Source organism: Pseudomonas sp. S3_E10 (assembly GCF_054667615.1).
Map to the genome: position 1 here is coordinate 4,775,695 of NZ_CP162743.1, position 23,919 is coordinate 4,799,613.

Annotated in this window: 29 protein-coding genes; 18 read left to right on the plus strand and 11 right to left on the minus strand. The window is 58.7% G+C overall.

Annotated elements, in window-relative coordinates; translation table 11 throughout:
* Positions 1-62 precede the first annotated feature (62 nt).
* Entirely contained in the window at positions 63-509 is a 447-nt protein-coding gene (locus tag AB4N98_RS21910; RefSeq protein ID WP_017531152.1) for an anti-virulence regulator CigR family protein, read from the plus strand.
* Here the strand turns inward: AB4N98_RS21910 and AB4N98_RS21915 are convergent.
* The 3 genes from AB4N98_RS21915 to AB4N98_RS21925 are packed head-to-tail and all read right to left on the minus strand — an operon-like array spanning position 479 to position 2,883.
* Entirely contained in the window at positions 479-1,921 is a 1,443-nt protein-coding gene (locus tag AB4N98_RS21915; RefSeq protein ID WP_223494540.1) for a heavy metal sensor histidine kinase, read from the minus strand. The two genes, AB4N98_RS21910 and AB4N98_RS21915, sit on opposite strands and share 31 nt — an antisense overlap.
* The gene (locus AB4N98_RS21920) at positions 1,918-2,589 is read right to left on the minus strand and encodes a heavy metal response regulator transcription factor (protein WP_065877645.1); all 672 of its coding nucleotides are present in this window, start codon (positions 2,587-2,589) and stop codon (positions 1,918-1,920) included. Before AB4N98_RS21920 ends, AB4N98_RS21915 begins: the two co-directional genes overlap by 4 nt.
* A 42-nt stretch (positions 2,590-2,631) precedes the next feature.
* Positions 2,632-2,883 (minus strand): DUF2790 domain-containing protein, encoded by a 252-nt coding sequence (locus AB4N98_RS21925; RefSeq protein WP_017531149.1) that lies wholly within the window; start codon positions 2,881-2,883, stop codon positions 2,632-2,634.
* 205 nt (positions 2,884-3,088) lie between these two features.
* On the opposite strand from AB4N98_RS21925, the gene AB4N98_RS21930 reads away from it, so the two are divergent.
* The gene (locus AB4N98_RS21930) at positions 3,089-3,766 is read left to right on the plus strand and encodes an HAD-IA family hydrolase (RefSeq protein ID WP_017531148.1); all 678 of its coding nucleotides are present in this window, start codon (positions 3,089-3,091) and stop codon (positions 3,764-3,766) included.
* A gap of 20 nt (positions 3,767-3,786) precedes the next feature.
* Here AB4N98_RS21930 and AB4N98_RS21935 read toward each other — a convergent pair whose 3' ends face one another.
* Positions 3,787-4,041 carry a hypothetical protein gene (locus AB4N98_RS21935; RefSeq protein ID WP_065877643.1) on the minus strand — a complete coding sequence of 85 codons (255 nt, stop codon included), beginning with the start codon at positions 4,039-4,041 and terminating at the stop codon, positions 3,787-3,789.
* A 211-nt stretch (positions 4,042-4,252) separates the two neighbouring features.
* The gene (gene csrA, locus AB4N98_RS21940; protein WP_003192511.1) at positions 4,253-4,447 is read right to left on the minus strand and encodes a carbon storage regulator CsrA; all 195 of its coding nucleotides are present in this window, start codon (positions 4,445-4,447) and stop codon (positions 4,253-4,255) included.
* A gap of 263 nt (positions 4,448-4,710) precedes the next feature.
* On the opposite strand from csrA, the gene AB4N98_RS21945 reads away from it, so the two are divergent.
* Positions 4,711-5,076 carry an SPOR domain-containing protein gene (locus AB4N98_RS21945; RefSeq protein WP_068934134.1) on the plus strand — a complete coding sequence of 122 codons (366 nt, stop codon included), beginning with the start codon at positions 4,711-4,713 and terminating at the stop codon, positions 5,074-5,076.
* Positions 5,077-5,107: 31 nt separating this feature from the next.
* On the opposite strand, the gene AB4N98_RS21950 is transcribed toward AB4N98_RS21945, so the two are convergent.
* The 3 genes from AB4N98_RS21950 to AB4N98_RS21960 all read right to left on the minus strand — a co-directional run bounded on the left by AB4N98_RS21950 (position 5,108) and on the right by AB4N98_RS21960 (position 7,331).
* A complete protein-coding gene (locus AB4N98_RS21950; RefSeq protein ID WP_017531145.1) occupies positions 5,108-5,797 on the minus strand; it encodes an endonuclease in 690 nt (229 codons plus the stop codon).
* A 4-nt stretch (positions 5,798-5,801) separates the two neighbouring features.
* Entirely contained in the window at positions 5,802-6,053 is a 252-nt protein-coding gene (locus tag AB4N98_RS21955; protein WP_017531144.1) for a DUF1654 domain-containing protein, read from the minus strand.
* 189 nt (positions 6,054-6,242) lie between these two features.
* Positions 6,243-7,331 carry an asparaginase gene (locus AB4N98_RS21960; protein ID WP_017528197.1) on the minus strand — a complete coding sequence of 363 codons (1,089 nt, stop codon included), beginning with the start codon at positions 7,329-7,331 and terminating at the stop codon, positions 6,243-6,245.
* 538 nt (positions 7,332-7,869) lie between these two features.
* On the opposite strand from AB4N98_RS21960, the gene AB4N98_RS21965 reads away from it, so the two are divergent.
* Genes AB4N98_RS21965 through AB4N98_RS21995 form a run of 7 tightly spaced genes read left to right on the plus strand, consistent with a single transcriptional unit; the run spans position 7,870 to position 14,838 of the window.
* Complete coding sequence (locus AB4N98_RS21965) at positions 7,870-8,829, plus strand: sugar ABC transporter substrate-binding protein (RefSeq protein ID WP_017528198.1); 960 nt, start codon at positions 7,870-7,872, stop codon at positions 8,827-8,829.
* 57 nt (positions 8,830-8,886) lie between these two features.
* Positions 8,887-10,440, plus strand: a complete 1,554-nt coding sequence (locus tag AB4N98_RS21970) for a sugar ABC transporter ATP-binding protein (RefSeq protein ID WP_065877641.1) — start codon at positions 8,887-8,889, stop codon at positions 10,438-10,440.
* Positions 10,437-11,414 (plus strand): ABC transporter permease, encoded by a 978-nt coding sequence (locus AB4N98_RS21975; RefSeq protein WP_017528200.1) that lies wholly within the window; start codon positions 10,437-10,439, stop codon positions 11,412-11,414. Before AB4N98_RS21970 ends, AB4N98_RS21975 begins: the two co-directional genes overlap by 4 nt.
* A gap of 3 nt (positions 11,415-11,417) precedes the next feature.
* Positions 11,418-12,440, plus strand: a complete 1,023-nt coding sequence (locus tag AB4N98_RS21980; RefSeq protein WP_017528201.1) for a LacI family DNA-binding transcriptional regulator — start codon at positions 11,418-11,420, stop codon at positions 12,438-12,440.
* Between the two features lie 23 nt (positions 12,441-12,463).
* The gene (gene rbsK / locus AB4N98_RS21985; RefSeq protein ID WP_116077732.1) at positions 12,464-13,381 is read left to right on the plus strand and encodes a ribokinase; all 918 of its coding nucleotides are present in this window, start codon (positions 12,464-12,466) and stop codon (positions 13,379-13,381) included.
* Entirely contained in the window at positions 13,378-13,782 is a 405-nt protein-coding gene (gene rbsD, locus AB4N98_RS21990; protein ID WP_017528203.1) for a D-ribose pyranase, read from the plus strand. The genes rbsK and rbsD overlap by 4 nt, the downstream gene beginning before the upstream one ends.
* 27 nt (positions 13,783-13,809) lie before the next feature.
* Entirely contained in the window at positions 13,810-14,838 is a 1,029-nt protein-coding gene (locus AB4N98_RS21995) for a nucleoside hydrolase (RefSeq protein ID WP_065877636.1), read from the plus strand.
* 33 nt (positions 14,839-14,871) lie between these two features.
* Here the strand turns inward: AB4N98_RS21995 and AB4N98_RS22000 are convergent, their stop codons facing one another.
* Entirely contained in the window at positions 14,872-15,084 is a 213-nt protein-coding gene (locus AB4N98_RS22000; protein ID WP_017528205.1) for a hypothetical protein, read from the minus strand.
* Positions 15,085-15,254: 170 nt separating this feature from the next.
* On the opposite strand from AB4N98_RS22000, the gene AB4N98_RS22005 reads away from it, so the two are divergent.
* Positions 15,255-15,560 (plus strand): hypothetical protein, encoded by a 306-nt coding sequence (locus tag AB4N98_RS22005; protein WP_017528206.1) that lies wholly within the window; start codon positions 15,255-15,257, stop codon positions 15,558-15,560.
* A gap of 144 nt (positions 15,561-15,704) precedes the next feature.
* On the plus strand, positions 15,705-16,025 hold the full coding sequence (locus AB4N98_RS22010; protein WP_017528207.1) for an I78 family peptidase inhibitor: 321 nt from the start codon (positions 15,705-15,707) through the stop codon (positions 16,023-16,025).
* A 73-nt stretch (positions 16,026-16,098) separates the two neighbouring features.
* Here the strand turns inward: AB4N98_RS22010 and AB4N98_RS22015 are convergent, their stop codons facing one another.
* A complete protein-coding gene (locus tag AB4N98_RS22015; RefSeq protein ID WP_003179963.1) occupies positions 16,099-16,311 on the minus strand; it encodes a cold-shock protein in 213 nt (70 codons plus the stop codon).
* 289 nt (positions 16,312-16,600) lie between these two features.
* Complete coding sequence (locus tag AB4N98_RS22020) at positions 16,601-16,915, minus strand: hypothetical protein (protein ID WP_017528208.1); 315 nt, start codon at positions 16,913-16,915, stop codon at positions 16,601-16,603.
* 356 nt (positions 16,916-17,271) lie between these two features.
* On the opposite strand from AB4N98_RS22020, the gene thrS reads away from it, so the two are divergent.
* The 6 genes from thrS (at position 17,272) to pheT (ending at position 23,918) form a co-directional block, all read left to right on the plus strand.
* On the plus strand, positions 17,272-19,194 hold the full coding sequence (thrS, locus tag AB4N98_RS22025) for a threonine--tRNA ligase (protein WP_460148913.1): 1,923 nt from the start codon (positions 17,272-17,274) through the stop codon (positions 19,192-19,194).
* Entirely contained in the window at positions 19,194-19,745 is a 552-nt protein-coding gene (gene infC / locus AB4N98_RS22030; RefSeq protein WP_169850653.1) for a translation initiation factor IF-3, read from the plus strand. The genes thrS and infC overlap by 1 nt, the downstream gene beginning before the upstream one ends.
* A 60-nt stretch (positions 19,746-19,805) precedes the next feature.
* Positions 19,806-20,000, plus strand: coding sequence for a 50S ribosomal protein L35 (gene rpmI / locus AB4N98_RS22035; RefSeq protein ID WP_002553160.1), 195 nt, complete (start codon positions 19,806-19,808; stop codon positions 19,998-20,000).
* Between the two features lie 30 nt (positions 20,001-20,030).
* Positions 20,031-20,387 carry a 50S ribosomal protein L20 gene (gene rplT / locus AB4N98_RS22040; RefSeq protein ID WP_005789679.1) on the plus strand — a complete coding sequence of 119 codons (357 nt, stop codon included), beginning with the start codon at positions 20,031-20,033 and terminating at the stop codon, positions 20,385-20,387.
* 109 nt (positions 20,388-20,496) lie between these two features.
* On the plus strand, positions 20,497-21,513 hold the full coding sequence (gene pheS / locus AB4N98_RS22045; RefSeq protein WP_003234250.1) for a phenylalanine--tRNA ligase subunit alpha: 1,017 nt from the start codon (positions 20,497-20,499) through the stop codon (positions 21,511-21,513).
* A gap of 26 nt (positions 21,514-21,539) precedes the next feature.
* Positions 21,540-23,918, plus strand: a complete 2,379-nt coding sequence (gene pheT / locus AB4N98_RS22050) for a phenylalanine--tRNA ligase subunit beta (protein WP_017528211.1) — start codon at positions 21,540-21,542, stop codon at positions 23,916-23,918.
* Position 23,919: the final 1 nt, after the last annotated feature.

Consider the following 23,919-nt stretch of genomic DNA (forward strand, 5'->3'; position numbering starts at 1 on the left):
GTGGCGCATTACTCATCAACTTCAACTACAGTTCAATCACGTCCCGGCCTTGGATTATCGTCATGATCAAATCGTTGAAGTTCGTGTCTGTTGCGCTGTCGATTGTGCTGTTTGCCGGGAGCGGCATGGCGCTGGCTGATCCAGGCAATGGCAAGGGGCAAGGTAACAATAAAGGCAATAGCCAAGGCGGGCAGGGCCATGACAAGCCCAAAGGCAAAGGTGGGTCGAGCAGCCACGGCCCTAGTGTTGATCGCGGCAGCGTGCTGAATGTGTTGGGGGGGTATCGCGACTACTGGAGCCCGGGGCCGTCTTTACCGCCGGGTATCCAGAAGAACCTGGCGCGCGGCAAGCCGCTGCCACCGGGTATTGCCAAAAAACTCGATGGCCGTTTATTGGGCCAGTTGCCCCGTTACGACGGGTATGAGTGGCAGCAGGCGGGCACCGACCTGATATTGGTGGCTGTCGCGACAGGCATTATCTACGAAGTGCTCAATGGCGCCTTTGATTGAGCCGATGCTTCCTGTGCTTTACGCCCAGGGAAAAACAGCTCGAAACGCGTCACGCCTTCGTCGCTGCTGACGCTGTAGCGGCCGTTATGCAACTGCATGATGGTCGCCACAATGGACAGGCCCAACCCGTTGGAGTGGGCCGACCGTTCCCTGGATTCGTCCACCCGGTAAAACCGCTCGAACAGCCGCGATAAATGCTCGGCGGGGATGGTTTCACCCTGGTTGTTGACGCACAACTGAATGCCTTCAGCGTTTGGAACCGCCTGGATCACCAGTTCGGAGTTCGGCGCCCCGTATTTGATGGCGTTGGCGCACAAATTTGCCAGGGCCCGACGCAGCAGCATCGGTTCAGCCCAGATCACACCTTTCCCTTCGGCGCGAATATTGATGTTTACGTCGCTCGCCAAGCCTTCAAAGTAATCGGCGATGCGTTGCACTTCATCGGCTGCGCTGAGTTCCTGGCGTTGGCGCAGGGCGCTGGCCGGGTCGGTGCGCGCCAGAAACAACATGTTGTCGAGCATTCGCGCCAGGCGCTCCAGCTCCTCGACGTTGGAGGCCAGGAGTTGCTGGTAGTTTTCGATGCTGCGCGGCTGTTGCAGGGCGACCTGGGTTTCCCCCAGCAGGTTGTTGATTGGCGTGCGCAGTTCGTGGGCCATGTCGGTGGCCACCTGCCCCAGTTGCACAAAGCCCTTGGCCAGGCGCTCCAGCATGGTATTGAACGAGTCAATCATCGGCAGCAGTTCTTTCGGCGCGCCGTGGCTGTCGAGGCGTTCTGCGAGGTTGCCTACGCCAATATTCTCGGCATGTCGTGCCAGGCGCCTCAACGGCAGCAGGCCGCGATACACCAGTAGATAGCCTGCCAGCGCGAGAATAACTGCAGCGATACTCGCCAGGATATAAACGCTGAGCCGGTAGCTGGCGAGCATGGCGGTGCGCTCGGTCATCAGGCGCCCGCTGGTAACTTGCAGGCTGCCCAGGTCGCCGGAGTCGATGGAGGCGGCGAGAGTGGAGAAGGGCACGCCATTCAGGCCTGGCAGATGCTGCACATCGCTTAGCGCAAGCACGTGATCCTTGGGCACCGGTTTGATTGTCGGCAAGTCTATATTGGCGGGGTTTACCAGTAGCAGCGGCGCTTGGCCGGGCGCGGCGATGCTCAGCACTGATTCACGGTTGCCCAACATGTTCTGGAACAATTCCGGCTTGGTCTTGATCAGGTCCAGCGTGTTGCTGTCGTTGAGCAGGTTGCGCAACTGGTCCACACGGGAGATCAACTGGGCGTCGTCGCGGCGGATCAACTCGCGCTCCAGCTCGCGATACAACGCCACCCCCAGTGTTGCCAGCAGGGCGAAGGCGAGCAGCGCGAAAATCAGCGCCAGGCGCAGGGTCAGTGAATAATGCCGACGAGTGCTCATGGCTGGGTATCGAAGCGGTAGCCGATGCCCCGCACGCTGTGGATCAACTTGAGCGGGAACGGGTCGTCGACTTTAAGGCGCAGGCGCCGCACGGCGACGTCCACCACGTTCGTGTCGCTGTCGAAGTTCATGTCCCAGACCCTGGAGGCGATCAGAGAACGTGAGAGCACTTGGTCCTGGTGGGTGGCGAACAGGTGCAACAATGCGAACTCCTTGTTGGTCAGGGTAATGCGCGTGCCGGCGCGGGTGACGCGACGCTTGAGCACATCGATTTGCAGATCGGCGATGTGCAGTTGCTCTTCTTCACGGATCGGGCCGCGACGGGTCAGGGTGCGTAGGCGCGCCACCAGTTCGGCGAAGGAAAACGGCTTGATCAGGTAATCATCGGCGCCCAGTTCCAGGCCTTTGATGCGGTCGGCAATATCATCGCGCGCCGTCAGGAAAAGTACCGGCGTGTCGGTTTCCTTGCGCAGGCGGCGCAGCACTTCCCAACCGTCCATTTTCGGCATCATCACATCCAGCACGATCACGTCGAACGGCGTTTCCAAGGCCAGGTGCAAGCCGTCCACGCCATCCCGGGCGAGGCTTACGGAGTAGCCCAATTCCTGCAAGCCATTGAGCAGGTAGTTGCCGGCCTTGGGTTCGTCTTCGACTACGAGGATGTTCATGGGAGATGCCCTGATTCAATACGTGGCGCCAGTGTAGCCCGATCAATTGTCACTGGCGCAGCCGGTGCCCTGGACCTGATAGTCGAGCACGTGTTCGCGGCCCTGGTGGTCGAGGTAGTCGAGCCGGGCGGGGACGATGCCGCACTGGCCGTTGGTGTCGCTGCTCGACAGCACTTTGGCCACGTCCAGATGCACGAAAAAGCCGGTCTTGTCGTGGATAACAGTGTTCTGGTCAGCAGCAAATACCGGGCCGGTGGCCAACAGCGCGGCAATGGCGAGGGTTAACAGTTTCATGGCGGTCTCTCGTTTAAAAAGGGGGGCTGCCAGGTCATGGCAGTGCGCTCACGGTAACCAGTGCACCCGAACAGCCGGCCAACAGGATGATGACAAGTTCGTAATGATTGGCGGCGCGACACACCCGCAGCGTTTACAAGTCGTGGGGTGATCCGTAGATTGCATCGGGCCGATTATTCGTTTCAGCTCACGAGGAAGCTCCGCAGTGTCCATCCGAGGTTCAGCCGTCTTTGCCCGCCGTTACCGCGCTTTCCTGTTCGATATGGATGGAACCCTGCTCAACTCCATCGCCGCCGCCGAGCGAGTGTGGAGCATCTGGGCTGAACGCCATGGGTTGGATGTGGCGGCGTTCCTGAAGACCATTCATGGTGCCCGCGCAATCGATACCATCACGCGCCAGGCCCTGCCCGGCGTGGATCCTGAAGTTGAGGCGCAATGGATTACCGAGGCTGAAATCAAGGATGTGCGGGGCGTCGTGGCGATTCCCGGGGCCATCGAATTTTTAAAGCGCTTGCCCGCTGATCAGTGGGCGTTGGTGACCTCTGCGCCCCGGAAGCTGGCACTACGTCGGCTCGAAGCGGCGGGGATCGCGGCGCCGGCAGCGCTGGTTACCGCCGAAGACGTGGCTATCGGCAAGCCGAACCCCGCTTGTTATGTGTTGGGTGCGCAACGCTTGGGGGTGTCGGTGCAAGATTGCCTGGTATTTGAAGACGCTGCGGTGGGCATTCGAGCCGGGGAGGCAGCGGGGGCGGATGTGATGGTCGTGACGTCGACGCACTCTGTGCCTATGGTCACGCGTCATCCGTCGATTGAGGGGTATGGGCAGTTGCAGGTGCAGCGCGACGCCGATGGCTTGCTGCGTTTGCAACACACGACGGGCTGACGCAAAAAGGCCGAGCCGCGTTATCGGGCTCGGCCTGCTTTTTTTGGCCCGGGCCGCTGGCACAGCTTACGCTGCACGGCCTTCTGGATGGGCTTGAGGCAGAATATGAACAAATAGCCGCACAGCAGCAATGCCAGGTCCAGCGGCGAGCGCGCGGCGCCTGTGCCTTCTACTTCGAGCCTCAGGCCATACTCCAAACCGACAAATACCAGCCCTATCAGCAGGGTGATCACCCAGGATCTGGGGAGAAATGGCTGCACGGCAGTGGGCCTCATCGACGCGCGCCAGAATGCGCACGAGTGGCAGGATGTCAGTCAGGGGATTCGGCCGTAGAGCGCGCGACAAGTTCCGGGCGTGAAGACAGTTTCATCTTGGGGCGCGGATGAAATAAAGGGCGCTGCGAACCGCGCAACACAAACAAGGACAGTCCGGAGGGGTTTTCGCCAGCCGTTACAGTGAACGAAAGGGCTGGCTACTGAGGGCGCTTCAAGGCGTCTGGTTTTTGTCCGGAGCGGTCAGGCCAGCCTGGATGCGCTGATAGATTTCCTCGCGATGCACGGCAACATCCTTGGGTGCGTTGATGCCGATTCGTACTTGCTGGCCGCTGACGCCCAGGATGGTGATAGTAATGTCATCACCGATGTTTATGCTTTCACCGACTTTGCGGGTGAGTATAAGCATGGACTTCTCCTTGATTACTTTTAAGGACACATGTTTCAGACAGGGCTGGTGTCGGATGTATGTAGCTTACTGCTAAGCGCGTCCCTGTGACTGCCTCTTTTAGGACGCATAGAGGCGGCATTAATTCCCGTGGCGGCATCATACAGGTCTGGGATACATCATTCGCATTGTTTAAGCCAACGTTTATGACGGCCAGAATAGACAGTGAATGATAAAGTCGCCTCTTTATCCGTTGAAGGAGCAGGGTAGTGCGTAAAGTAGCGATGGCAATGGCGGTGTTGGCATTGGCCGGATGCGGTGAGGGCAAGCCTGTCGATACCCCCAAGGCCAAGCCCGCCGCGACCGAAAGCCAGCCACAAACCGGCGCAATTGCCGCCCAGGAATGGGACCTGCGGGTAGGGCCGCCTGATCATAAGTTGCAGGCAATCACCGACCTGACCGCCTGGTTGCTCGAACACGGTTTCAACTTCTATATCGTGAAGGTCGACGGCAAGGATGAGGTTTTGCTGGGCCCATTCGCCACCAGGGCCGAGGCCGAGGCCAAGCAGACGCTGCTGAACGAAAAAATGGCCCGCGCCAAGAAAAACGACACCGTCTCCGAAATTATCGAGCACAAGGCCGCGCAGTAACAGGCCGATTGGGCGGCGGCGCCGCCCATGTTCAACCGCAGGCTTTAAGGTTCACCGGGCCGACAAATTCATTGCCGCGCCCCATCACACACGCCACGGTCTGATTACGCTGGCGCTCCCAGGCTTGTACCGGGTAGGTCTTGTTCCAGGCCTCATACAGCTGGCGATCCTGTTTCGACAGGCGCAAGCCATACTGTTTGCTCATGTAGAAATACGTGCGCGCAATCATCCCGCGAATGGACGGGCGCGGCATGACCTTCTTGGCCTTGAAGTCCACCTGGGTCAGACAGGAGCCGTACTGCCCGCTTTGCACCGGCAGCCAGCCAAAACTAAAATTGTTACGGTCACCGTTGACCTCGCCGATGCTCGGCACCAGGTTGTGCAAGTCGGCTTCGGCGCGCTTGAACACATTGTCATTGCGCGTGCAGTTCTTGCGCCCACCGTTCTGCCAGCATTGGCGCTGGTGCCCGATTTGCCAGGCCGGAACAATATGCTCCCACTCGATGCGCGCGGCGCGGCTGGCGTTCTTGCGGGGGATATAACCGCAGGCCTTCAGGTCCACGCGGTTGCCGGTGTATTTGCAGCCGCAATAGAACTCGGTGGACTGCGGCGAATAGAGCTTCCAGGCGACTTTCTTGGCTTCGCTGAAGGTTCGGGGCGCCTGCGCGTGGGCGGTAATGGCAAAAAACAGGCAGCACAGAGCAATAAAACGGGCACTCATCGAATCAATCTTCCTTCGGCACAACCCAGAAAATCTGCACGCCGCCATCGTCGCGATAAGCGAGGGTAACGTTGTCGTTCTCTGCAATTTCCTCCAGCAAACGCTGCCACTCATCCTCGGGCTCGTCCGGTAGACGGAAAATCAACGCGGCCTTGGCTTTTTGGGCGTTGGTGGAGTTGATGATCTTTTGCACACGAATAGCCAGGCGCTCATAGGCATCAGGCGGGGTAGGCGCTGCGGAAGAGGACTTTGCCACGGGGTATTCCTTAATAAGCTGTACGCACATACAGTATTTAACTGCGGGCGATTTCGCAACTACTTAAAACTCAAGAAGTTCGTCTGACAGCGAATTGGGAGGCTTGGCGTAGGACGCAGAGTGGGATAGGGCGGGAAGCGAGGAAGGTAGAGGCGGGCATGCCCGCCTCTACAGAGGTGTCAGCGCGAATCAATACTCCCAGAACATCCGTTGCAGCTCTTTGCTGTCCTGGGTCTTGGTCAGGGCGACCATTGCCAGAATCCGCGCTTTCTGCGGGTTCAGGTCAAGGGCTGCAACCCAGTCGTATTTGTCGTCTGGCTGTTCGGCATTGCGCAGCACCATGCCGCCGGCATTTACGTGGGAAGAGCGAATGATCTGCACGCCTTGCTTGCGCAGTTCCACCAGGGCAGGGACGACTTTGGACGACACCGAACCATTACCGGTACCGGCGTGGATGATGGCTTTGGCGCCAGCCTGGGCCAGGGCCTTGTAGGCGGTGTCGCTCACGTTGCCGTAGCCGTAGGCGATTTCGACATCGGGCAGGCTCTTGATGTTCTTGATGTCGAATTCCGAATCCATGGTGTGACGCTTGGCCGGCAGGCGGAACCAGTAGGATTTGCCTTCAACTACCATGCCCAATGGGCCCCATGGGCTTTTGAACGCTTCGGTCTTGATGTTGATCATCTTGCTGACGTCGCGACCCGATTGGATCTCGTCGTTCATGGTCACCAGCACGCCTTTACCGCGCGCGTCCTTGCTGCCGGCTACGGCCACGGCGTTGTACAGGTTGAGCATGCCGTCGGCCGACATGGCGGTGCCCGGGCGCATGGAGCCGACCACCACGATAGGCTTGTCGGTTTTTTCCACCAGGTTCAGGAAGTAGGCGGTCTCTTCCAGGGTGTCGGTACCGTGGGTGATCACGATGCCATCAACGTCTTTGCTGTCGGCCAGTTCGGCGACGCGGCGACCCAGTTGCAGCAGGTTTTCGTTGTTGATGCTTTCGGATGCAATTTGCATCACTTGTTCGCCGCGCACGTTGGCGATCTGGCTCAGTTCAGGCACACCGGCGATCAACTGCTCGATACCGACTTTGGCCGCCTGGTAGGTGGCGCTATTGGCCGCACTGGCGCCAGCGCCGGCAATGGTGCCGCCGGTAGCGAGGATCACTACGTTGGACAGTTTGGTCTTGGCTTCAACTTCCTTTGCCTGGGCGGCAACGGGGAACAGCAGCAGAAGGGCTAATGCGCCCGGGACAAAGTTCTTCAATGCAGATTTCATTATTTTTCTCTCTGGTTTTTGATGAGTGCTGTAGCCGGTTCATCTAGAACACCCGGGCGGTGCTGAATGCCACGAGGCGCCTGTTAGGAGCAGGATCTGTACCAGGCTGATGGTATTTATGAATATAAATTAACTATTTGATATGTAAGGATTTTCAGTGTTTTCAACAGGCTTCTGGCCGAACCGTCGTCCGGCTTTCCGAACAACCTGAAGTGTCGCGTTCGGTTGTCCGAAAAATATGACAAAAAAATCCTGGAAGGCTCGAAAAAAACGGCGTTTCAGAAAATCATGGCGAGCGCTGGCTGTTTAAGGGGGGGCCAGCACGGGGCGCCAAGGCCTTGCATGAAAGGCTGTGTTCTACCGTTGACAAATCTCGACAAGGTTCGCATAGTTTGAATAACGCAAACGTTTGCGAGATGTTTCGCTGGATGCTCCCTGAGCCCTGTGATCACTCGTACCAGCCTCCCGGGTGGGGGGCTGCCGAAGCGTCTTTCGGTGCAAGCGTTGCTCACAATAATCATAAGATCGGAGTGAACCCATGAAGCTGCCATTCGCTGCACGTCTTCTTGCTGTCGCTGTGCTTGCTGCCGCATCCGCCGCTTTACCTCTTTCCTCGGCATTCGCCGATGACACCGCCGCCAAGCCCAAGGTCGGCCTGGTGATGAAATCCCTCGCCAACGAATTTTTCGTGACCATGCAGGACGGTGCCAAGGCGTACCAGAAAGAGCACGCCGCCGATTTCGACATGATCACCAACGGCATCAAGAACGAGACCGATACCAGCGCGCAGATCGACATCGTCAACCAGATGATCCTCGCCAAGGTCAACGCCATCGTCATCGCGCCTGCCGACTCCAAGGCGCTGGTCACGGTGCTGAAGAAAGCCTCCGATGCGGGTATCAAGGTGGTTAACATCGACAACCGCCTGGACCCGGACGTACTGAAAAGCAAAAAACTCGAGATCCCTTTTGTCGGTCCGGACAACCGCAAAGGCTCCAAGCTGGTGGGCGATTATCTGGCCAAGCAACTGGCGGCAGGTGACAAGGTCGGCATCATCGAAGGGGTTCCGACCACCACCAACGCCCAGCAGCGCACCGCAGGCTACAAGGATGCGATGGACGCGGCCGGCATGAAGATCGTCTCTACCCAGTCCGGTAACTGGGAAATCGACCAGGGCCAGAAAGTTGCCTCGGCCATGCTCAGCGAATACCCGGACCTCAAGGCCTTGTTGGCGGGTAACGACAACATGGCGCTGGGCGCTGTCTCCGCCGTGCGTGCGGCGGGCAAGGCGGGCAAAGTGCTGGTGGTGGGCTACGACAACATCGAAGCCATCAAGCCAATGCTGCAGGACGGCCGCGTGCTGGCCACCGCCGACCAGGCGGCTGCGCAACAAGCCGTATTCGGTATCCAGAACGCGCTTAAGTTGGTCAAGGGTGAGAAAGTCGATGCCAACGACGGCGTGATCGAAACCCCGGTCGAACTCGTCATCAAGCAGTAATCCTGGCAGCACCCAACAGCGTCCGCTCGCCCTGAGCGGACGCCTGGAGATTTTCCTATGTCATCTTCCGCCCCGAACGCTGTCCTCTCGGTCAGCGGTATCGGTAAAACCTATGCCCAGCCGGTTCTCTCTGACATCACCCTCACGCTTAACCGCGGGGAAGTGCTGGCGCTGACCGGTGAGAACGGCGCAGGCAAAAGCACCTTGTCGAAGATCATCGGCGGGCTGGTCACGCCGACTACCGGGCACATGCAATTCAATGGCCAGGACTATCATCCGGCTAGCCGTACCCAGGCCGAAGCGCTAGGCGTGCGTATGGTCATGCAGGAACTCAACCTGTTACCGACCCTGACCGTTGCCGAAAACCTGTTCCTGGATAACTTGCCCAGCCACTGTGGCTGGATCAGCCGTAAGCAACTGCGCAAGGCCGCGATCGAGGCCATGGCCCAGGTCGGCCTGGATGCCATCGACCCGGACACTCTGGTCGGCAGCCTGGGCATCGGCCACCAGCAGATGGTCGAGATTGCCCGCAACCTGATCGGCGACTGCCATGTGCTGATCCTCGACGAACCCACGGCGATGCTTACTGCCCGTGAAGTCGAAATGCTATTTGAGCAAATCACCCGTCTGCAGGCCCGGGGCGTGGCGATCATTTATATTTCGCACCGGCTCGAAGAGCTGGCCCGTGTCGCCCAGCGCATTGCGGTACTGCGTGACGGCAAGCTGGTCTGCGTTGAGCCGATGGCCAACTACAACAGCGAGCAACTGGTGACCTTGATGGTCGGTCGCGAGCTGGGTGAGCACATCGACCTGGGCCCCCGCACGATTGGCGGCCCGGCCCTGACGGTCAAAGGCTTGAGCCGCTCGGATAAAGTCCAAGACGTGTCCTTTGAAGTGCGTGCCGGTGAGATCTATGGCATCTCCGGCCTGATTGGCGCGGGCCGTACGGAGTTACTGCGCCTGATCTTCGGTGCCGACCTGGCGGACAGCGGCACCGTGGCCCTGGGGCCTGCGGCCGAGGTGGTGAGCATTCGCTCGCCGGTGGATGCAGTAGGGCATGGCATCGCCTTGATCACCGAGGACCGTAAAGGTGAAGGCCTGCTGCTCACCCAATCCATCAGCGCCAATATCGCCCTGGGCAATATGCCGGAAATTTCCGGCGGCGGCGTGGTGAACAGTCGCGATGAAACGGCCCTGGCCAAGCGTCAGATCGACGCCATGCGCATCCGCAGCTCCAGCCCGGCGCAATTGGTGTCGGAACTGTCGGGCGGCAACCAGCAGAAAGTCGTGATCGGCCGCTGGCTGGAGCGTGACTGCTCGGTGATGCTGTTCGACGAGCCCACTCGCGGCATCGACGTCGGGGCCAAGTTCGACATTTATGCCTTGCTCGGCGAGCTGACCCGCCGGGGCAAAGCGCTGGTGGTGGTGTCCAGTGACCTGCGTGAGCTCATGCTGATCTGTGATCGCATCGGCGTGCTGTCCGCCGGGCGCCTGATCGAAACCTTCGAGCGCGACAGCTGGACCCAGGACGAATTGCTCGCCGCCGCGTTTGCCGGCTATCAGAAACGTGATGCGCTGCTCAACGAAGCCGCGCCTAGGAATACCCCATGAAAACCACAACATCCCCCGGCAAAACCGGCGGCAACTTCTACGGCCTGGGTACTTACCTGGGGTTGGCGGGCGCTTTACTCGCGATGATCGCGCTGTTTTCGGTGCTCAGCGATCACTTCCTGTCCTATGACACCTTCAGCACCCTGGCCAACCAGATCCCGGATCTGATGGTACTGGCGGTGGGCATGACCTTTATTCTGATTATCGGCGGGATTGACCTGTCGGTGGGCTCGGTGCTGGCGCTGGCGGCGTCGGCGGTCAGCGTGGCGATTCTTGGCTGGGGTTGGAGCGTGTTGCCGGCTGCTGTGCTTGGCATGGGCTGCGCCGCGTTGGCCGGCACCATCACTGGGTCGATCACCGTGGCCTGGCGAATTCCGTCGTTTATCGTATCCCTGGGCGTGCTGGAAATGGCGCGGGGCGTGGCGTACCAGATGACCGGTTCGCGCACGGCGTATATCGGTGATTCGTTTGCCTGGCTGTCCAACCCGATTGCCTTCGGTATTTCGCCATCGTTCATCATCGCCTTGCTGGTGATCATCGTCGCCCAGTTGGTACTCACCCGCACGGTGTTTGGTCGTTACCTGATCGGCATCGGCACCAACGAGGAAGCCGTGCGCCTGGCGGGGATCAACCCCAAGCCATACAAGATCCTGGTGTTCAGCCTGATGGGCCTGCTGGCCGGCGTGGCAGCGTTGTTCCAGATATCGCGCCTGGAAGCGGCGGACCCGAATGCCGGTTCCGGCCTGGAGCTGCAAGTGATTGCGGCGGTGGTGATCGGCGGCACCAGCCTGATGGGCGGACGCGGTTCGGTGATCAGCACGTTCTTTGGGGTGTTGATTATTTCGGTATTGGCCGCTGGCTTGGCGCAGATCGGTGCTACAGAACCTACCAAGCGCATCATCACCGGTGCGGTGATCGTGATTGCGGTGGTCCTCGACACGTACCGCAGCCGACGCGCCAGTCGGCGGGGCTGAACCATGGCAACGATCAAGGATGTGGCGGCGCTTGCAGGTATTTCCTACACCACGGTGTCCCATGTGGTGAACAAGACGCGCCCTGTTAGCGAGCCGGTACGGGTCAAGGTCGAGGCAGCTATCAAGCAGCTCGACTACGTGCCCAGCGCCGTCGCGCGCTCGCTCAAGGCCAAGACCACAGCCACCATCGGCTTGCTGGTGCCCAATAGTCTCAACCCGTATTTTGCCGAGCTGGCGCGAGGTATTGAGGATTACTGCGAGCGTAATGGTTACTGCGTGATCCTGTGCAACTCCGATGACAACGCTGAAAAACAACGCAGCTATTTACGGGTGTTGCTGGAGAAGCGCATCGACGGCTTGATCGTCACCTCGGTGGGTGGCGATGACAGCGGATTGGCCGCAGGCTTGAGTGCGGTGCGCACGCCGATGGTGATTGTCGACCGCGCGCTGGATGGTATCGATGTCGATCTGGTGCGTATCGATCACGAGGAGGGCGCTTATTTGGCGACCCGGCATTTGCTCGAGTTGGGCCATCGTGACATCGCCTGCATTGGCGGCCCGGCGCATACGCGTGTGGCGCAGATGCGTCTGGCGGGGTATCACCGTGCGCTGCGGGAAGCGGGCGTGGAGGTGGCGGCCAATCGCACCCGGGAGAGCGACTTCACCAGTACGGGCGGTTACACCGCCGCCGTTGAGTTGCTGGCGGAGAACCCGCCCAGTGCGATTTTTGCCAGCAACGATATGATTGGTTTCGGCGTGTTACGTGCGGCAGCGGAGCGTAATATCCGCGTGCCCGGCGAGCTGTCGGTCATTGGCTTTGATGACATTCAAATGAGCCGCTACGTATACCCGGCGCTGACGACGGTCGGGCAGTCGATCCTGCACCTTGGCGAGACCGCAGCCGAGCTTTTACTGCGACGAATTGCAACCCCCCAATTGCCGATCGATCAACGCGTCGTAACGCCGAGCATCGTGTTGCGTGAGTCGACGGCCCCCGTCGCCGGTGTGTTTGCCCAATACCGTTGAACCGAATTGATGAGTACTGATGTATGCCAGCAAAAGTAGTGGTAGTAGGCAGCCTGAATATGGACCTGGTCACCCGTGCCAGTCGGCTGCCCCGTGCCGGTGAAACCCTGATTGGCCGCACATTCTCCACCGTTTCCGGTGGCAAGGGCGCCAACCAGGCCGTGGCCTCGGCACGATTGGGCGCCGAGGTGGCGATGATTGGCTGTGTCGGCACCGATGCCTACGGCGCTGAGCTGCGTGGCGCGTTGCTGGTGGAAGGTATCGATTGCCAGGCCGTGAGCACCGTGAATGGCTCCAGCGGCGTGGCGTTGATCGTGGTGGATGACAGCAGCCAGAACGCAATTGTGATTGTCGCCGGCAGCAACGGTGAGCTGACCCCGGCGTCATTGCAGGCCGCTGATGCGGTGTTGCAGGCTGGCGATGTGATCATCTGCCAGCTTGAGGTGCCGATGGCTACCGTCGGATATGCCCTCAGGCGTGGCCGTGAGTTAAACAAGGTGGTGATCCTGAATCCGGCGCCGGCCAGTGGTCCGTTGCCGGCTGAATGGTACGCGTCGGTCGACTACCTGATTCCCAACGAAAGTGAAGCCAGCGCACTCAGCGGCGTGACGGTGGATTCCATCGACAGCGCCAAGCTGGCTGCCACAAAACTGATCGAGGCGGGGGCGGGTAAAGTCATTATTACCTTGGGCGGTGAGGGCGCCTTGTTTGCCGATGGCAACGGCTTTGAGCATCTTGCGGCACCCAAGGTCAAGGCGGTGGATACCACCGCCGCCGGCGACACGTTCGTCGGTGGTTTTGCTGCCGCGTTGGCCGACGGTAAAAGCGAAGCCGAGGCCATTCGTTTCGGTCAGGTTGCGGCAGCGCTGTCGGTTACTCGCGCCGGTGCGCAACCCTCCATTCCCACGCTGCATGACGTTCAAGGTTTTGTGCCCTCATGAAAAAGACTCCTCTGCTCAATATCGCCCTGTCGCGGGTGATTGCATCCCTGGGTCACGGCGACATCCTGGTGATCGGCGATGCCGGCTTGCCGGTCCCTCCGGGTGTTGAATTGATCGATCTGGCGCTGACCCAGGGCATTCCCGACTTCATCAGCACCTTGCGCGTCGTGCTCAGCGAGATGCAGGTGGAAAGCCATGTACTGGCCGAAGAAATCCTGCTCAAGCAGCCGCCGGCGCTGACCGAGCTGAACACCCTGACCGAACAGGCCGCCCTTGGCGCACGACGCCTGGTCAGTCATGAGGCGTTCAAGCAACTGAGCCAAAAGGCACGTGCGGTTGTGCGTACCGGCGAATGCCAGCCTTATTGCAATATCGCGCTGGTGTCCGGCGTCACGTTCTAGAGTTCCCCAACGACAAGGAGTGTTTTTATGCAACGTGGTCTCCCAACCCTGAGAAATCTGTTTCGGAGTGTCCTGCTTTTGTCCGCGCTCACAGCAGCAAGCGCCCATGCGGCGGAAAAAATCGATCTGATCATCGATACCGACCCAGGCGCCGACGATGTGGTGGCCTTGCTCTTCGCCATGGCGTCCCCGCAAGAGCTGAACATTCGCGCATTGACCACCGTCGCCGGCAACGTGCGTCTGGACAAGACCTCCCGTAACGCGCGTCTGGCCCGCGAGTGGGCGGGGCGCGAGGACATCCCGGTGTACGCCGGTGCTCCGGCGCCGCTACTGCGCAAACCGATCTATGCCGAGAACATTCACGGCAAGGAAGGCATTTCCGGTGTCACCGTGCATGAACCAAAAAAAGGCCTGGCGGACGGCAATGCCGTTGACTACCTGATCAAGACCCTTCGTGCGGCCAAACCTCACAGCATCACGATTGCCATGCTCGGCCCGCAGACCAACCTTGCGCTGGCATTGACCCAGGACCCGGAAATCACCCAAGGCATCAAGGAAGTGGTGGTGATGGGCGGCGCGCACTTCAATGGCGGCAATATCACGCCGGTCGCGGAGTTCAATCTGTTTGCCGACCCGGTGGCGGCGGAGATTGTGCTCAAGAGTGGCGTGAAGCTGACTTACCTGCCGTTGGACGTGACCCACAAAGTGCTGACCAGCGAGGCGCGCTTGAAGACGATCGCCGAGATCAACAACAACGCGAGCAAGATCGTTGGGGATATTCTCAATGAGTACGTCAAAGGCGATATGGAGCACTACGGCATTCCTGGCGGCCCGGTGCACGACGCCACTGTCGTTGCCTACCTGCTCAAGCCTTCGCTGTTCAGCGGGCGCGAGGTCAACGTGGTGGTAGACAGCAGAGAAGGCCCGACCTTCGGTCAGACCATCGTCGATTGGTACGACGGCCTGAAACAGCCGAAGAACGCGTTCTGGGTTGAAAGCGGCGATGCCCAAGGCTTCTTCGATCTGCTGACCGAGCGCCTGGCGCGCCTGAAGTAAAGCGTTTGCCGGTCGACGCGCGTCGCCCGGCGTTTATTCGCGCTCGACGCTGCCCACGCCCATATGATCGGCTGGGTATTTCTCGAATACCTGGCCGATGAAGGCTTGGGCCGCTTGGGTGCCCAGCTCCTTGACCAGCAGGTCGATGCCGATGATTGCCAATTCCTCTGGGCTGCCGGGGCTGTAGGAACTCTGTCCCAGGGGCCACTTGGCTTTGATGTCGGCTTGGAGCGTTACGGTGGTCATGGAAATCTCACGGGCTTGAAATACTGGGCAATGCGCTGGAACGCGGTTCCAGCGGGCGCAGTTAAGCACTTTGCGCCGCGTTTGGCACTGCTACTTAGGCATGAAGCGTTTCCGAATGAGGCCGGCGCTATGCGACACTGTCCTTCTGTTTAATTGCCGGGGAACACCGCGTGCAAATCGATTTGAACACCCCCGAGAACCTGACCCTGGAAAGCGTGCGTCAACTGCTCGCCAGTGCCAGCGACGATCAACATACTCAATTGCGCGTCACCAAGGCGGGTATTGCCTACATCTCTTGCGGAACAGTGGGGGGTACTGATATCGACGGGCTGTTGTTTCGTCTGGAGACCTGGGCCAAGGGCTCCGGCTATGTCGGTAATGTGGCTGCCAGCGATGAAGTCTGGGTCATGCAGATTTTCAACGCCCTCAAGCAGAATTGGCCAAAACCGCCGTTCGACTATATCGATATCTACTGATCACGTTCATATCCGGTCACGATTGACCGGGCGAATGCCTGCGCAGACTCAGGCAGACTTGGCCATCGGCGGTTTACGTCTTGAAACCAATCCGCCATACCGCTGTCGCACGATCTCTGTCCATTTTTAACCATAGGAGGCTTCATGCCTTGGAAGCTCGCATCATTCGGTACTTTGTTGGCAGCACTCGCGTTGGCGGGTTGCAGCACCCCGGGTGCCTCTGAGCCAGGCAAAGATGCCGCCGTGACCGATGCCGGTCATAGCCGCTGTGAGTCGAAGGCCGCCGAATTCACCATCGGCCAGAAAGCCTCGCCCCAGTTGCTGGAACAGGCCCGTACCCGTGCCGGTGCGCAGAATGCGCGGATCCTCAAGCCCAACGACATGATCACGCTGGAATACCGTTCCGACCGCCTTAACCTCAATACCGATGACAATCTGGTGATCACGCGGGTCAACTGCGGCTGATCGAGCTCGGGCTTTTCTTGCACCCATAAAAAACCCCGTCACATGGACGGGGTTTTTTTGATCAGCGCAGAAATTACTCTGGGCGAACCTGTGCAGCTTGCATACCCTTTTGGCCTTTCTCAGCCACGAAGGAAACGGTTTGGCCTTCTTTCAGGCTTTTGAAACCGTCGCTTTCGATAGCTTTGAAGTGTACGAACAGGTCGTCACCGCCACCTTGAGGAGTGATGAAGCCGAAGCCTTTTTCATCGTTGAACCATTTAACGGTGCCGGTTTGGCGATTAGACATGGTGTATCTCCAAGAAACATATATTTTCAGTAGTGCTGTGCTGCTCAGGCCAACTGGGCACACCGGGCTATCATAGTCGAAATGTTCGGCTTGGGAGCCCCCCCAAGGCACTGTTTGCTAATCAATAGCGTTGCGTTTGGCATCTTTGTTGGCTGAAAGCCCCGATCTACGGGGCTTTCGCACGAAATATCAGTTGGTAAAAAAAGCCGTAAAAGCTGCGTAATTTGTGAGAAATAGCAGTTTTTTGGCTGTTTTTACTGCGCAAAATCCCGCTGGTCATGGGGCGTTGTTACTTTTTCTTCACCACTTTGCAGGACGAAATAGCCGCGACTGCTTTGTTTTTGAGCTGCGGGCTGGCGTTCTGGTTGGTCATGAGTTCCTTGATTTCGGCAGTGCTCAATTCCGCGTTGATCTTGTCGGCGCCGCATTCGCAATGGGCTTTGGCGGTTTTGACGTCCACGTTCTGGCTGGCGGCGGCACTGCAATCGCTGACGAAGCTGTCGCGGGCACCGGCAGGCCAGTTCGACGGGGCCGCAGCTTGTGCGCCGAGGGAAAGGAGGGTCAGGGAAGCGGCTAGAGCGAGGGTAGAGGTAAAACGCATCATGAGGATGCTCCTTTGGGTCGAGGACGAACGGCGATTCTCAGTGGGTTTGAGGCCTTGCGTACAGCCCAAGTTCATTTTTGCCGCTATTTTGTCTTTACCCGAAGGCGGGCCGGCGCGATGACCGTCCATCTGTGCTAGCATCGTCGCCCTGGCTCTTACGGGCGCGCCATTTGCCGCCTTGCCATGTTCTTTTTTAGCTCACTCCAGTCACTCTGGTTCGATTATCGGTTGGCCGAAAGGCTCCTGCCGCTGTAAGGCAGGCGTTCATCCTTGAACGGCCTGGTATTGGATCTTGTACTGGCTCATCCCAACCCACGTGACCTTTGGTAGGGGTCACCACTAGGAGAGGAGGCGCCATGCCAACTATTACTCTTCCCGATGGCAGTCAACGTTCATTCGATCATGCGGTTTCCGTAGCCGAGGTCGCCGCATCCATTGGTGCCGGCCTGGCCAAGGCCACCGTGGCCGGCAAGGTCGACGGCAAGCTGGTCGATGCCAGTGACCTGATCACCGCCGACGCCAGCCTGCAAATCATCACGCCCAAGGATCAAGAGGGGCTGGAGATCATTCGCCACTCTTGCGCGCACCTGATTGGCCATGCGGTCAAGCAGTTGTACCCGACCGCGAAGATGGTGATCGGCCCGGTTGTTGAAGAAGGCTTCTATTACGACATCGCCTACGAGCGTCCTTTTACGCCGGACGACCTGGCCGCCATCGAGCAGCGCATGCATGCGCTGATCGAAAAAGATTACGACGTCATCAAGAAAGTCACCCCGCGCGCCGAAGTGATCGACGTGTTCACCGCCCGTGGCGAGGACTACAAGCTGCGTCTGGTGGAAGACATGCCGGATGAGCAGGCCATGGGTCTGTACTACCACGAAGAATATGTCGACATGTGCCGTGGCCCGCATGTGCCGAATACGCGCTTCCTCAAGTCGTTCAAGCTGACCAAGCTGTCCGGTGCCTACTGGCGCGGCGACGCGAAGAACGAGCAATTGCAACGTATCTACGGCACCGCCTGGGCTGACAAGAAACAGCTGGCCGCCTACATCCAGCGCATTGAAGAAGCCGAAAAACGCGACCACCGCAAGATCGGCAAGCGCCTGAACCTGTTCCACCTCCAGGAAGAAGCGCCGGGCATGGTGTTTTGGCACCCCAACGGCTGGACTCTTTACCAAGTGCTTGAGCAGTACATGCGCAAGGTACAGCGCGAAAATGGCTACCTGGAGATCAAGACTCCACAGGTCGTTGACCGCAGCCTGTGGGAGAAATCCGGGCATTGGGCCAACTACGCCGACAACATGTTCACCACCCAGTCGGAAAACCGCGATTACGCCATCAAGCCGATGAACTGCCCTTGCCACGTGCAGGTGTTCAATCAAGGCCTGAAGAGCTACCGCGAGTTGCCGATGCGCCTTGCCGAGTTCGGTGCTTGCCACCGTAATGAGCCATCCGGTGCGCTGCACGGCATCATGCGCGTGCGCGGCTTCACCCAGGACGATGCGCATATCTTCTGCACCGAAGAGCAGATGCAGGCCGAGTCCGCCGCGTTCATCAAGCTGACCATGGACGTTTATCGCGATTTCGGTTTTACCGAAGTCGAAATGAAACTGTCCACTCGTCCGGAAAAACGCGTCGGCTCCGACGAGCTGTGGGATCGCGCCGAGGCGGCCTTGGCCGCTGCGCTGGACAGCGCGGGGCTTGCGTACGACCTACAGCCGGGCGAGGGCGCCTTCTATGGTCCCAAGATCGAGTTCTCGCTGAAAGATTGCCTTGGCCGCGTCTGGCAGTGTGGTACCCTGCAGCTCGATTTTAACCTGCCGATCCGTCTGGGAGCCGAATATGTCTCCGAAGACAACAGCCGTAAACACCCGGTTATGCTGCACCGGGCGATCCTTGGCTCGTTCGAACGGTTCGTCGGTATCCTGATCGAGCACTACGAGGGTGCATTCCCTGCGTGGCTGGCTCCGACCCAGGCAGTGATCATGAATATCACTGATAAACAGGCAGATTTTGCCGCTGAGGTTGAAAAAACTCTCAACGAAAGCGGATTTCGTGCCAAGTCCGACTTGAGAAATGAAAAGATCGGCTTTAAAATCCGCGAGCATACTTTGCTCAAGGTTCCCTATCTTTTGGTTATCGGAGATCGGGAAGTCGAGATGCAGACTGTCGCTGTGCGTACTCGTGAAGGTGCTGACCTGGGCTCGATGCCCGTCGCCCAGTTCGCTGAGTTCCTCGCGCAAGCGGTTTCCCGGCGTGGTCGCCCAGATTCGGAGTAATTATTATTAAGCGTGAAATGAGACAAGATAAACGAGCTGCACCGAAAGCCCCGATCAACGAGAATATCTCGGCACGCGAGGTTCGGTTAATTGGCGCTGACGGCGAGCAGATTGGCATCGTCTCGATTGATGAAGCGCTTCGTATCGCTGAAGAGTCCAAATTGGACCTGGTGGAAATCTCCGCCGACGCAGTCCCGCCTGTTTGCCGGGTGATGGACTACGGCAAGTCGATCTTCGAAAAGAAGAAGCAGATTGCTGCGGCGAAGAAGAACCAGAAGCAGATTCAAGTAAAAGAAATCAAGTTTCGTCCAGGGACGGAGGAAGGGGATTACCAGGTAAAACTGCGCAACCTGGTACGTTTCCTGAGTGATGGGGACAGGGCCAAGGTATCCTTGCGATTCCGCGGCCGTGAGATGGCCCACCAGGAGCTGGGGATGGAACTCCTCAAGCGGGTTGAAGCTGACCTGCTCGAGTACGGTTCGGTCGAACAGCATCCTAAGATGGAAGGACGCCAACTGATCATGGTCATCGCCCCGAAAAAGAAGAAGTAATCAACAGGGCACGGCAGGCCTTCTGATTATGTTTATCAACTGAATGCGGAGTATCCGAACATGCCAAAGATGAAGACTAAAAGTGGTGCTGCTAAGCGGTTTCTGAAAACTGCTAACGGTATCAAGCACAAGCACGCTTTCAAGAGCCACATCCTGACCAAAATGTCGACCAAGCGTAAGCGTCAACTGCGCGGTAGCAGCTTGCTGCATCCGTCTGACGTGGCAAAAGTCGAGCGCATGCTGCGCCTTCGTTAATTTTTGGATCAAGAATAGAGGAAGTAACTCATGGCTCGTGTAAAGCGTGGCGTCATTGCCCGTAAGCGTCACAAAAAAATTCTGAAACTTGCTAAAGGCTACTACGGCGCGCGTTCACGCGTATTCCGTGTTGCCAAGCAAGCGGTAATCAAGGCTGGCCAATACGCCTACCGTGACCGTCGTCAGAAAAAACGTCAGTTCCGCGCTCTGTGGATCGCTCGTATCAACGCTGGTGCACGTGTTAACGGTCTGTCCTACAGCCGTTTCATCGCTGGCCTGAAAAAAGCGTCCATCGAAATCGACCGTAAGGTTCTGGCTGAACTGGCCGTGAACGAAAAAGCGGTGTTTGCTGCGATTGTCGAGAAAGCTAAAGCCTCCTTGGCTTAAGTACCCCCGACAGTCACCTTGGGTTACTCCTGTACCCCAAGGTGGTAAACGTCATAAATAGGGGAAGAGCCTTCAAGCTCTTCCCCTATTTTGTATCTGGAGTCTGTACATGGAAAACCTGGACGCGCTCGTTGCCCAAGCTCTTGAGGCTGTGCATAGCGCTGAAGATATCAATGCCCTGGAGCAAATCCGGGTTCACTACCTTGGCAAAAAAGGTGAATTGACTCAGGTGATGAAGACCCTGGGGAATTTGCCGGCTGAAGAGCGTCCGCAAGTTGGTGCGCTGATCAACGTTGCCAAGGAGCGTGTCACAGAGGTTCTCAATGCGCGCAAGGCGTCGCTGGAGGAGGCCGACCTTGCGGCCAAACTCGCCGCCGAATCCATTGATGTCACCCTGCCTGGCCGTGGTCAGGCCTCAGGCGGTCTGCACCCGATTACCCGGACTCTGGAACGTATCGAGCAGTTCTTCACCCATATCGGCTACGGCATTGCCGAAGGTCCTGAGGTCGAAGACGACTATCACAACTTCGAGGCGCTCAACATCCCAGGCCATCACCCGGCCCGGTCGATGCACGACACCTTCTATTTCAACGCGAACATGTTGCTGCGCACCCATACCTCGCCGGTACAAGTGCGCACCATGGAAGCGAACAAACCGCCGATCCGCATCGTCTGCCCAGGCCGCGTGTATCGTAGCGACTCCGATATCACCCACTCGCCAATGTTCCACCAGGTCGAAGGCTTGCTCGTTGATCGCGATATCAATTTCGCTGATCTCAAGGGCACCATCGAAGAGTTCCTGCGGGTGTTCTTCGAGAAAGAACTGGCGGTACGTTTCCGTCCCTCGTTCTTTCCGTTCACCGAACCGTCCGCTGAAGTCGACATGGAATGCGTAATGTGCAGCGGCAAAGGCTGCCGTGTCTGCAAGCAGACCGGCTGGCTGGAAGTGATGGGTTGCGGGATGGTTCACCCTAACGTGCTGCGTATGTCCGGTATCGATCCGGAAGAGTTCTCGGGCTTTGCCTTCGGCATGGGCGTTGAGCGTCTGGCCATGCTGCGTTACGGCGTGAACGACTTGCGTCTGTTCTTCGACAACGACTTGCGGTTCCTCGCGCAATTTCGCTAGTCGTAACGAATCTTTAGGAGAGCAGGATGAAATTCAGTGAACAATGGCTGCGCGGCTGGGTAAGCCCGCAGGTGGATCGCGACGCGCTGGTTGCGCGTCTGTCGATGGCCGGCCTTGAGGTCGATAGTGTTACACCGGCCGCCGGTGTTTTCAGTGGCGTGGTCGTGGGCGAAGTGCTGAGCACCGAGCAGCACCCGGACGCCGATAAATTGCGCGTATGCCAGGTCAGCAATGGCGCGCAAACCTTCCAGGTCGTGTGCGGAGCGCCCAACGTGCGCCCGGGCCTGAAGATTCCGTTTGCCATGATCGGTGCTGAACTGCCGGGCGACTTCAAGATCAAGAAGGCTAAGCTGCGTGGCGTCGAATCCAACGGCATGCTGTGCTCCCAAGCGGAGTTGCAGGTAGGCGAAGGGAATGATGGGCTGATGGAACTGCCGGGCGACGCGCCGGTGGGCCAGGACATCCGCGTTTACCTGGAGCTGGAAGATGCCAGCATCGAGGTCGACCTGACCCCTAACCGCGGCGATTGCTTGTCGCTGGCTGGCCTTGCCCGTGAAGTGGGCGCGCTGTACAACGCTCCGGTGACCCGTCCGGTGGTTGCCAGCGTAGCTGCTGTGCACGACGAAGTGCGTCCGATTGAAGTGCTGGCACCAAACGCCTGCCCACGTTATCTCGGGCGTGTGATCCGTAACGTTGATTTGTCCAAGCCAACTCCGCTGTGGATGGTCGAGCGTCTGCGTCGCGCGGACGTGCGCAGCATCGATGCTGCCGTAGATATCACCAACTACGTCATGTTGGAGCTGGGCCAACCGCTGCATGCGTTCGATCTTGCCGAAATCAACGGTGGCATCCGCGTACGCATGGCCGAAGAAGGCGAGAAGCTGGTGCTGCTTGACGGTCAGGAAGTCAGCCTGCGTGCTGACACCTTGGTCATCGCCGACCACTCCCGTGCCTTGGCGATTGCCGGCGTGATGGGTGGCGAGCACAGCGGTGTGTCCGCAACCACCCGTGACGTGTTCCTTGAAAGCGCATTTTTCGACCAGATCGCCATCGCTGGCAAGGCCCGTTCCTATGGCCTGCACACCGATGCATCGCACCGCTACGAGCGTGGCGTGGACTGGAAGCTGGCCCGTGAAGCCATGGAGCGCGCCACTGGTCTGCTGCTGGAAATCACCGGTGGCGAAGCTGGCCCGATCACCGAAACCGTCAGCGAACAGTACCTGCCGTCTGTAGCACCGATCACTTTGCGCGCCAAGAGCGTTGAGCAAATGTTGGGTCTGGTGATTGAGCCGGCCGAAATCGAGCAATTGTTGTCGGCCCTCGGCCTTGGCATTTCTGCGGGCGGGGAAGGGCAGTGGCAGGTCGAAGTGCCAAGCCATCGCTTCGATATCAGCCTGGAAGTCGATTTGATCGAAGAGCTGGCCCGTTTGTACGGCTACAACCGCCTGCCGGTTCGTTATCCGCAAGCGCGCCTGGCACCGCAACCCAAGGCCGAGGCGCGTGCGCATTTGCCTGAGTTGCGTCGCCTGTTGGTGGCTCGTGGTTACCAGGAAGCGGTGACCTACAGCTTCATCGATCCTAAGCAGTTCGAACTGTTCAGCCCAGGCGTCGAGCCACTGCTGCTGGCCAACCCGATCTCCAACGACATGGCCGCCATGCGTTCGTCGCTGTGGCCGGGCCTGGTGAAGGCGCTGTCCCATAACCTGAACCGTCAGCAAGATCGTGTACGCATGTTCGAAAGCGGCCTGCGTTTCGTCGGTCAGTTGGACGGCCTGAAGCAAGAGCCGATGCTGGCTGGCGTGGTGTGTGGCAGCCGTCTGCCGGAAGGCTGGGCACAGGGCCGCGACGCTGTGGACTTCTTTGACGTCAAGGCTGACGTTGAAGCGGTGCTGGGCTTCGCCGGCGCATTGGATGCCTTCACCTTTATTCGGGGTAGCCACCCCGCACTGCATCCGGGCCAGACTGCACGTATAGAACGTGAAGGTCGCCTGGTGGGCTTCGTGGGTGCGATCCATCCTGAATTGTCGAAAACCCTTGGTCTTGATCGCCCGGTCTTCGTTTTCGAACTGGTATTGGCTGAAGTGGCGTCGGGCAAGATGCCGAAATTCAGCGAGTTGTCGCGCTTCCCTGAAGTGCGTCGCGACCTGGCCCTGATCGCCGACAGCGAAGTCGCCGCAACTGCCGTTCTGGATGTAATCCGTGAAAATGCAGGGGAATGGCTGACAGACCTCAGGCTATTTGACGTCTATCAGGGTAAAGGCATTGATCCGCATAGAAAAAGCCTCGCAGTTGGCTTGACCTGGCAGCATCCATCGCGCACTCTTAATGACGATGAGGTGAATACCACGACACAAAATATCCTCACCTCGCTCGAACAAAGGTTGAACGCCACGTTAAGGAAGTGAC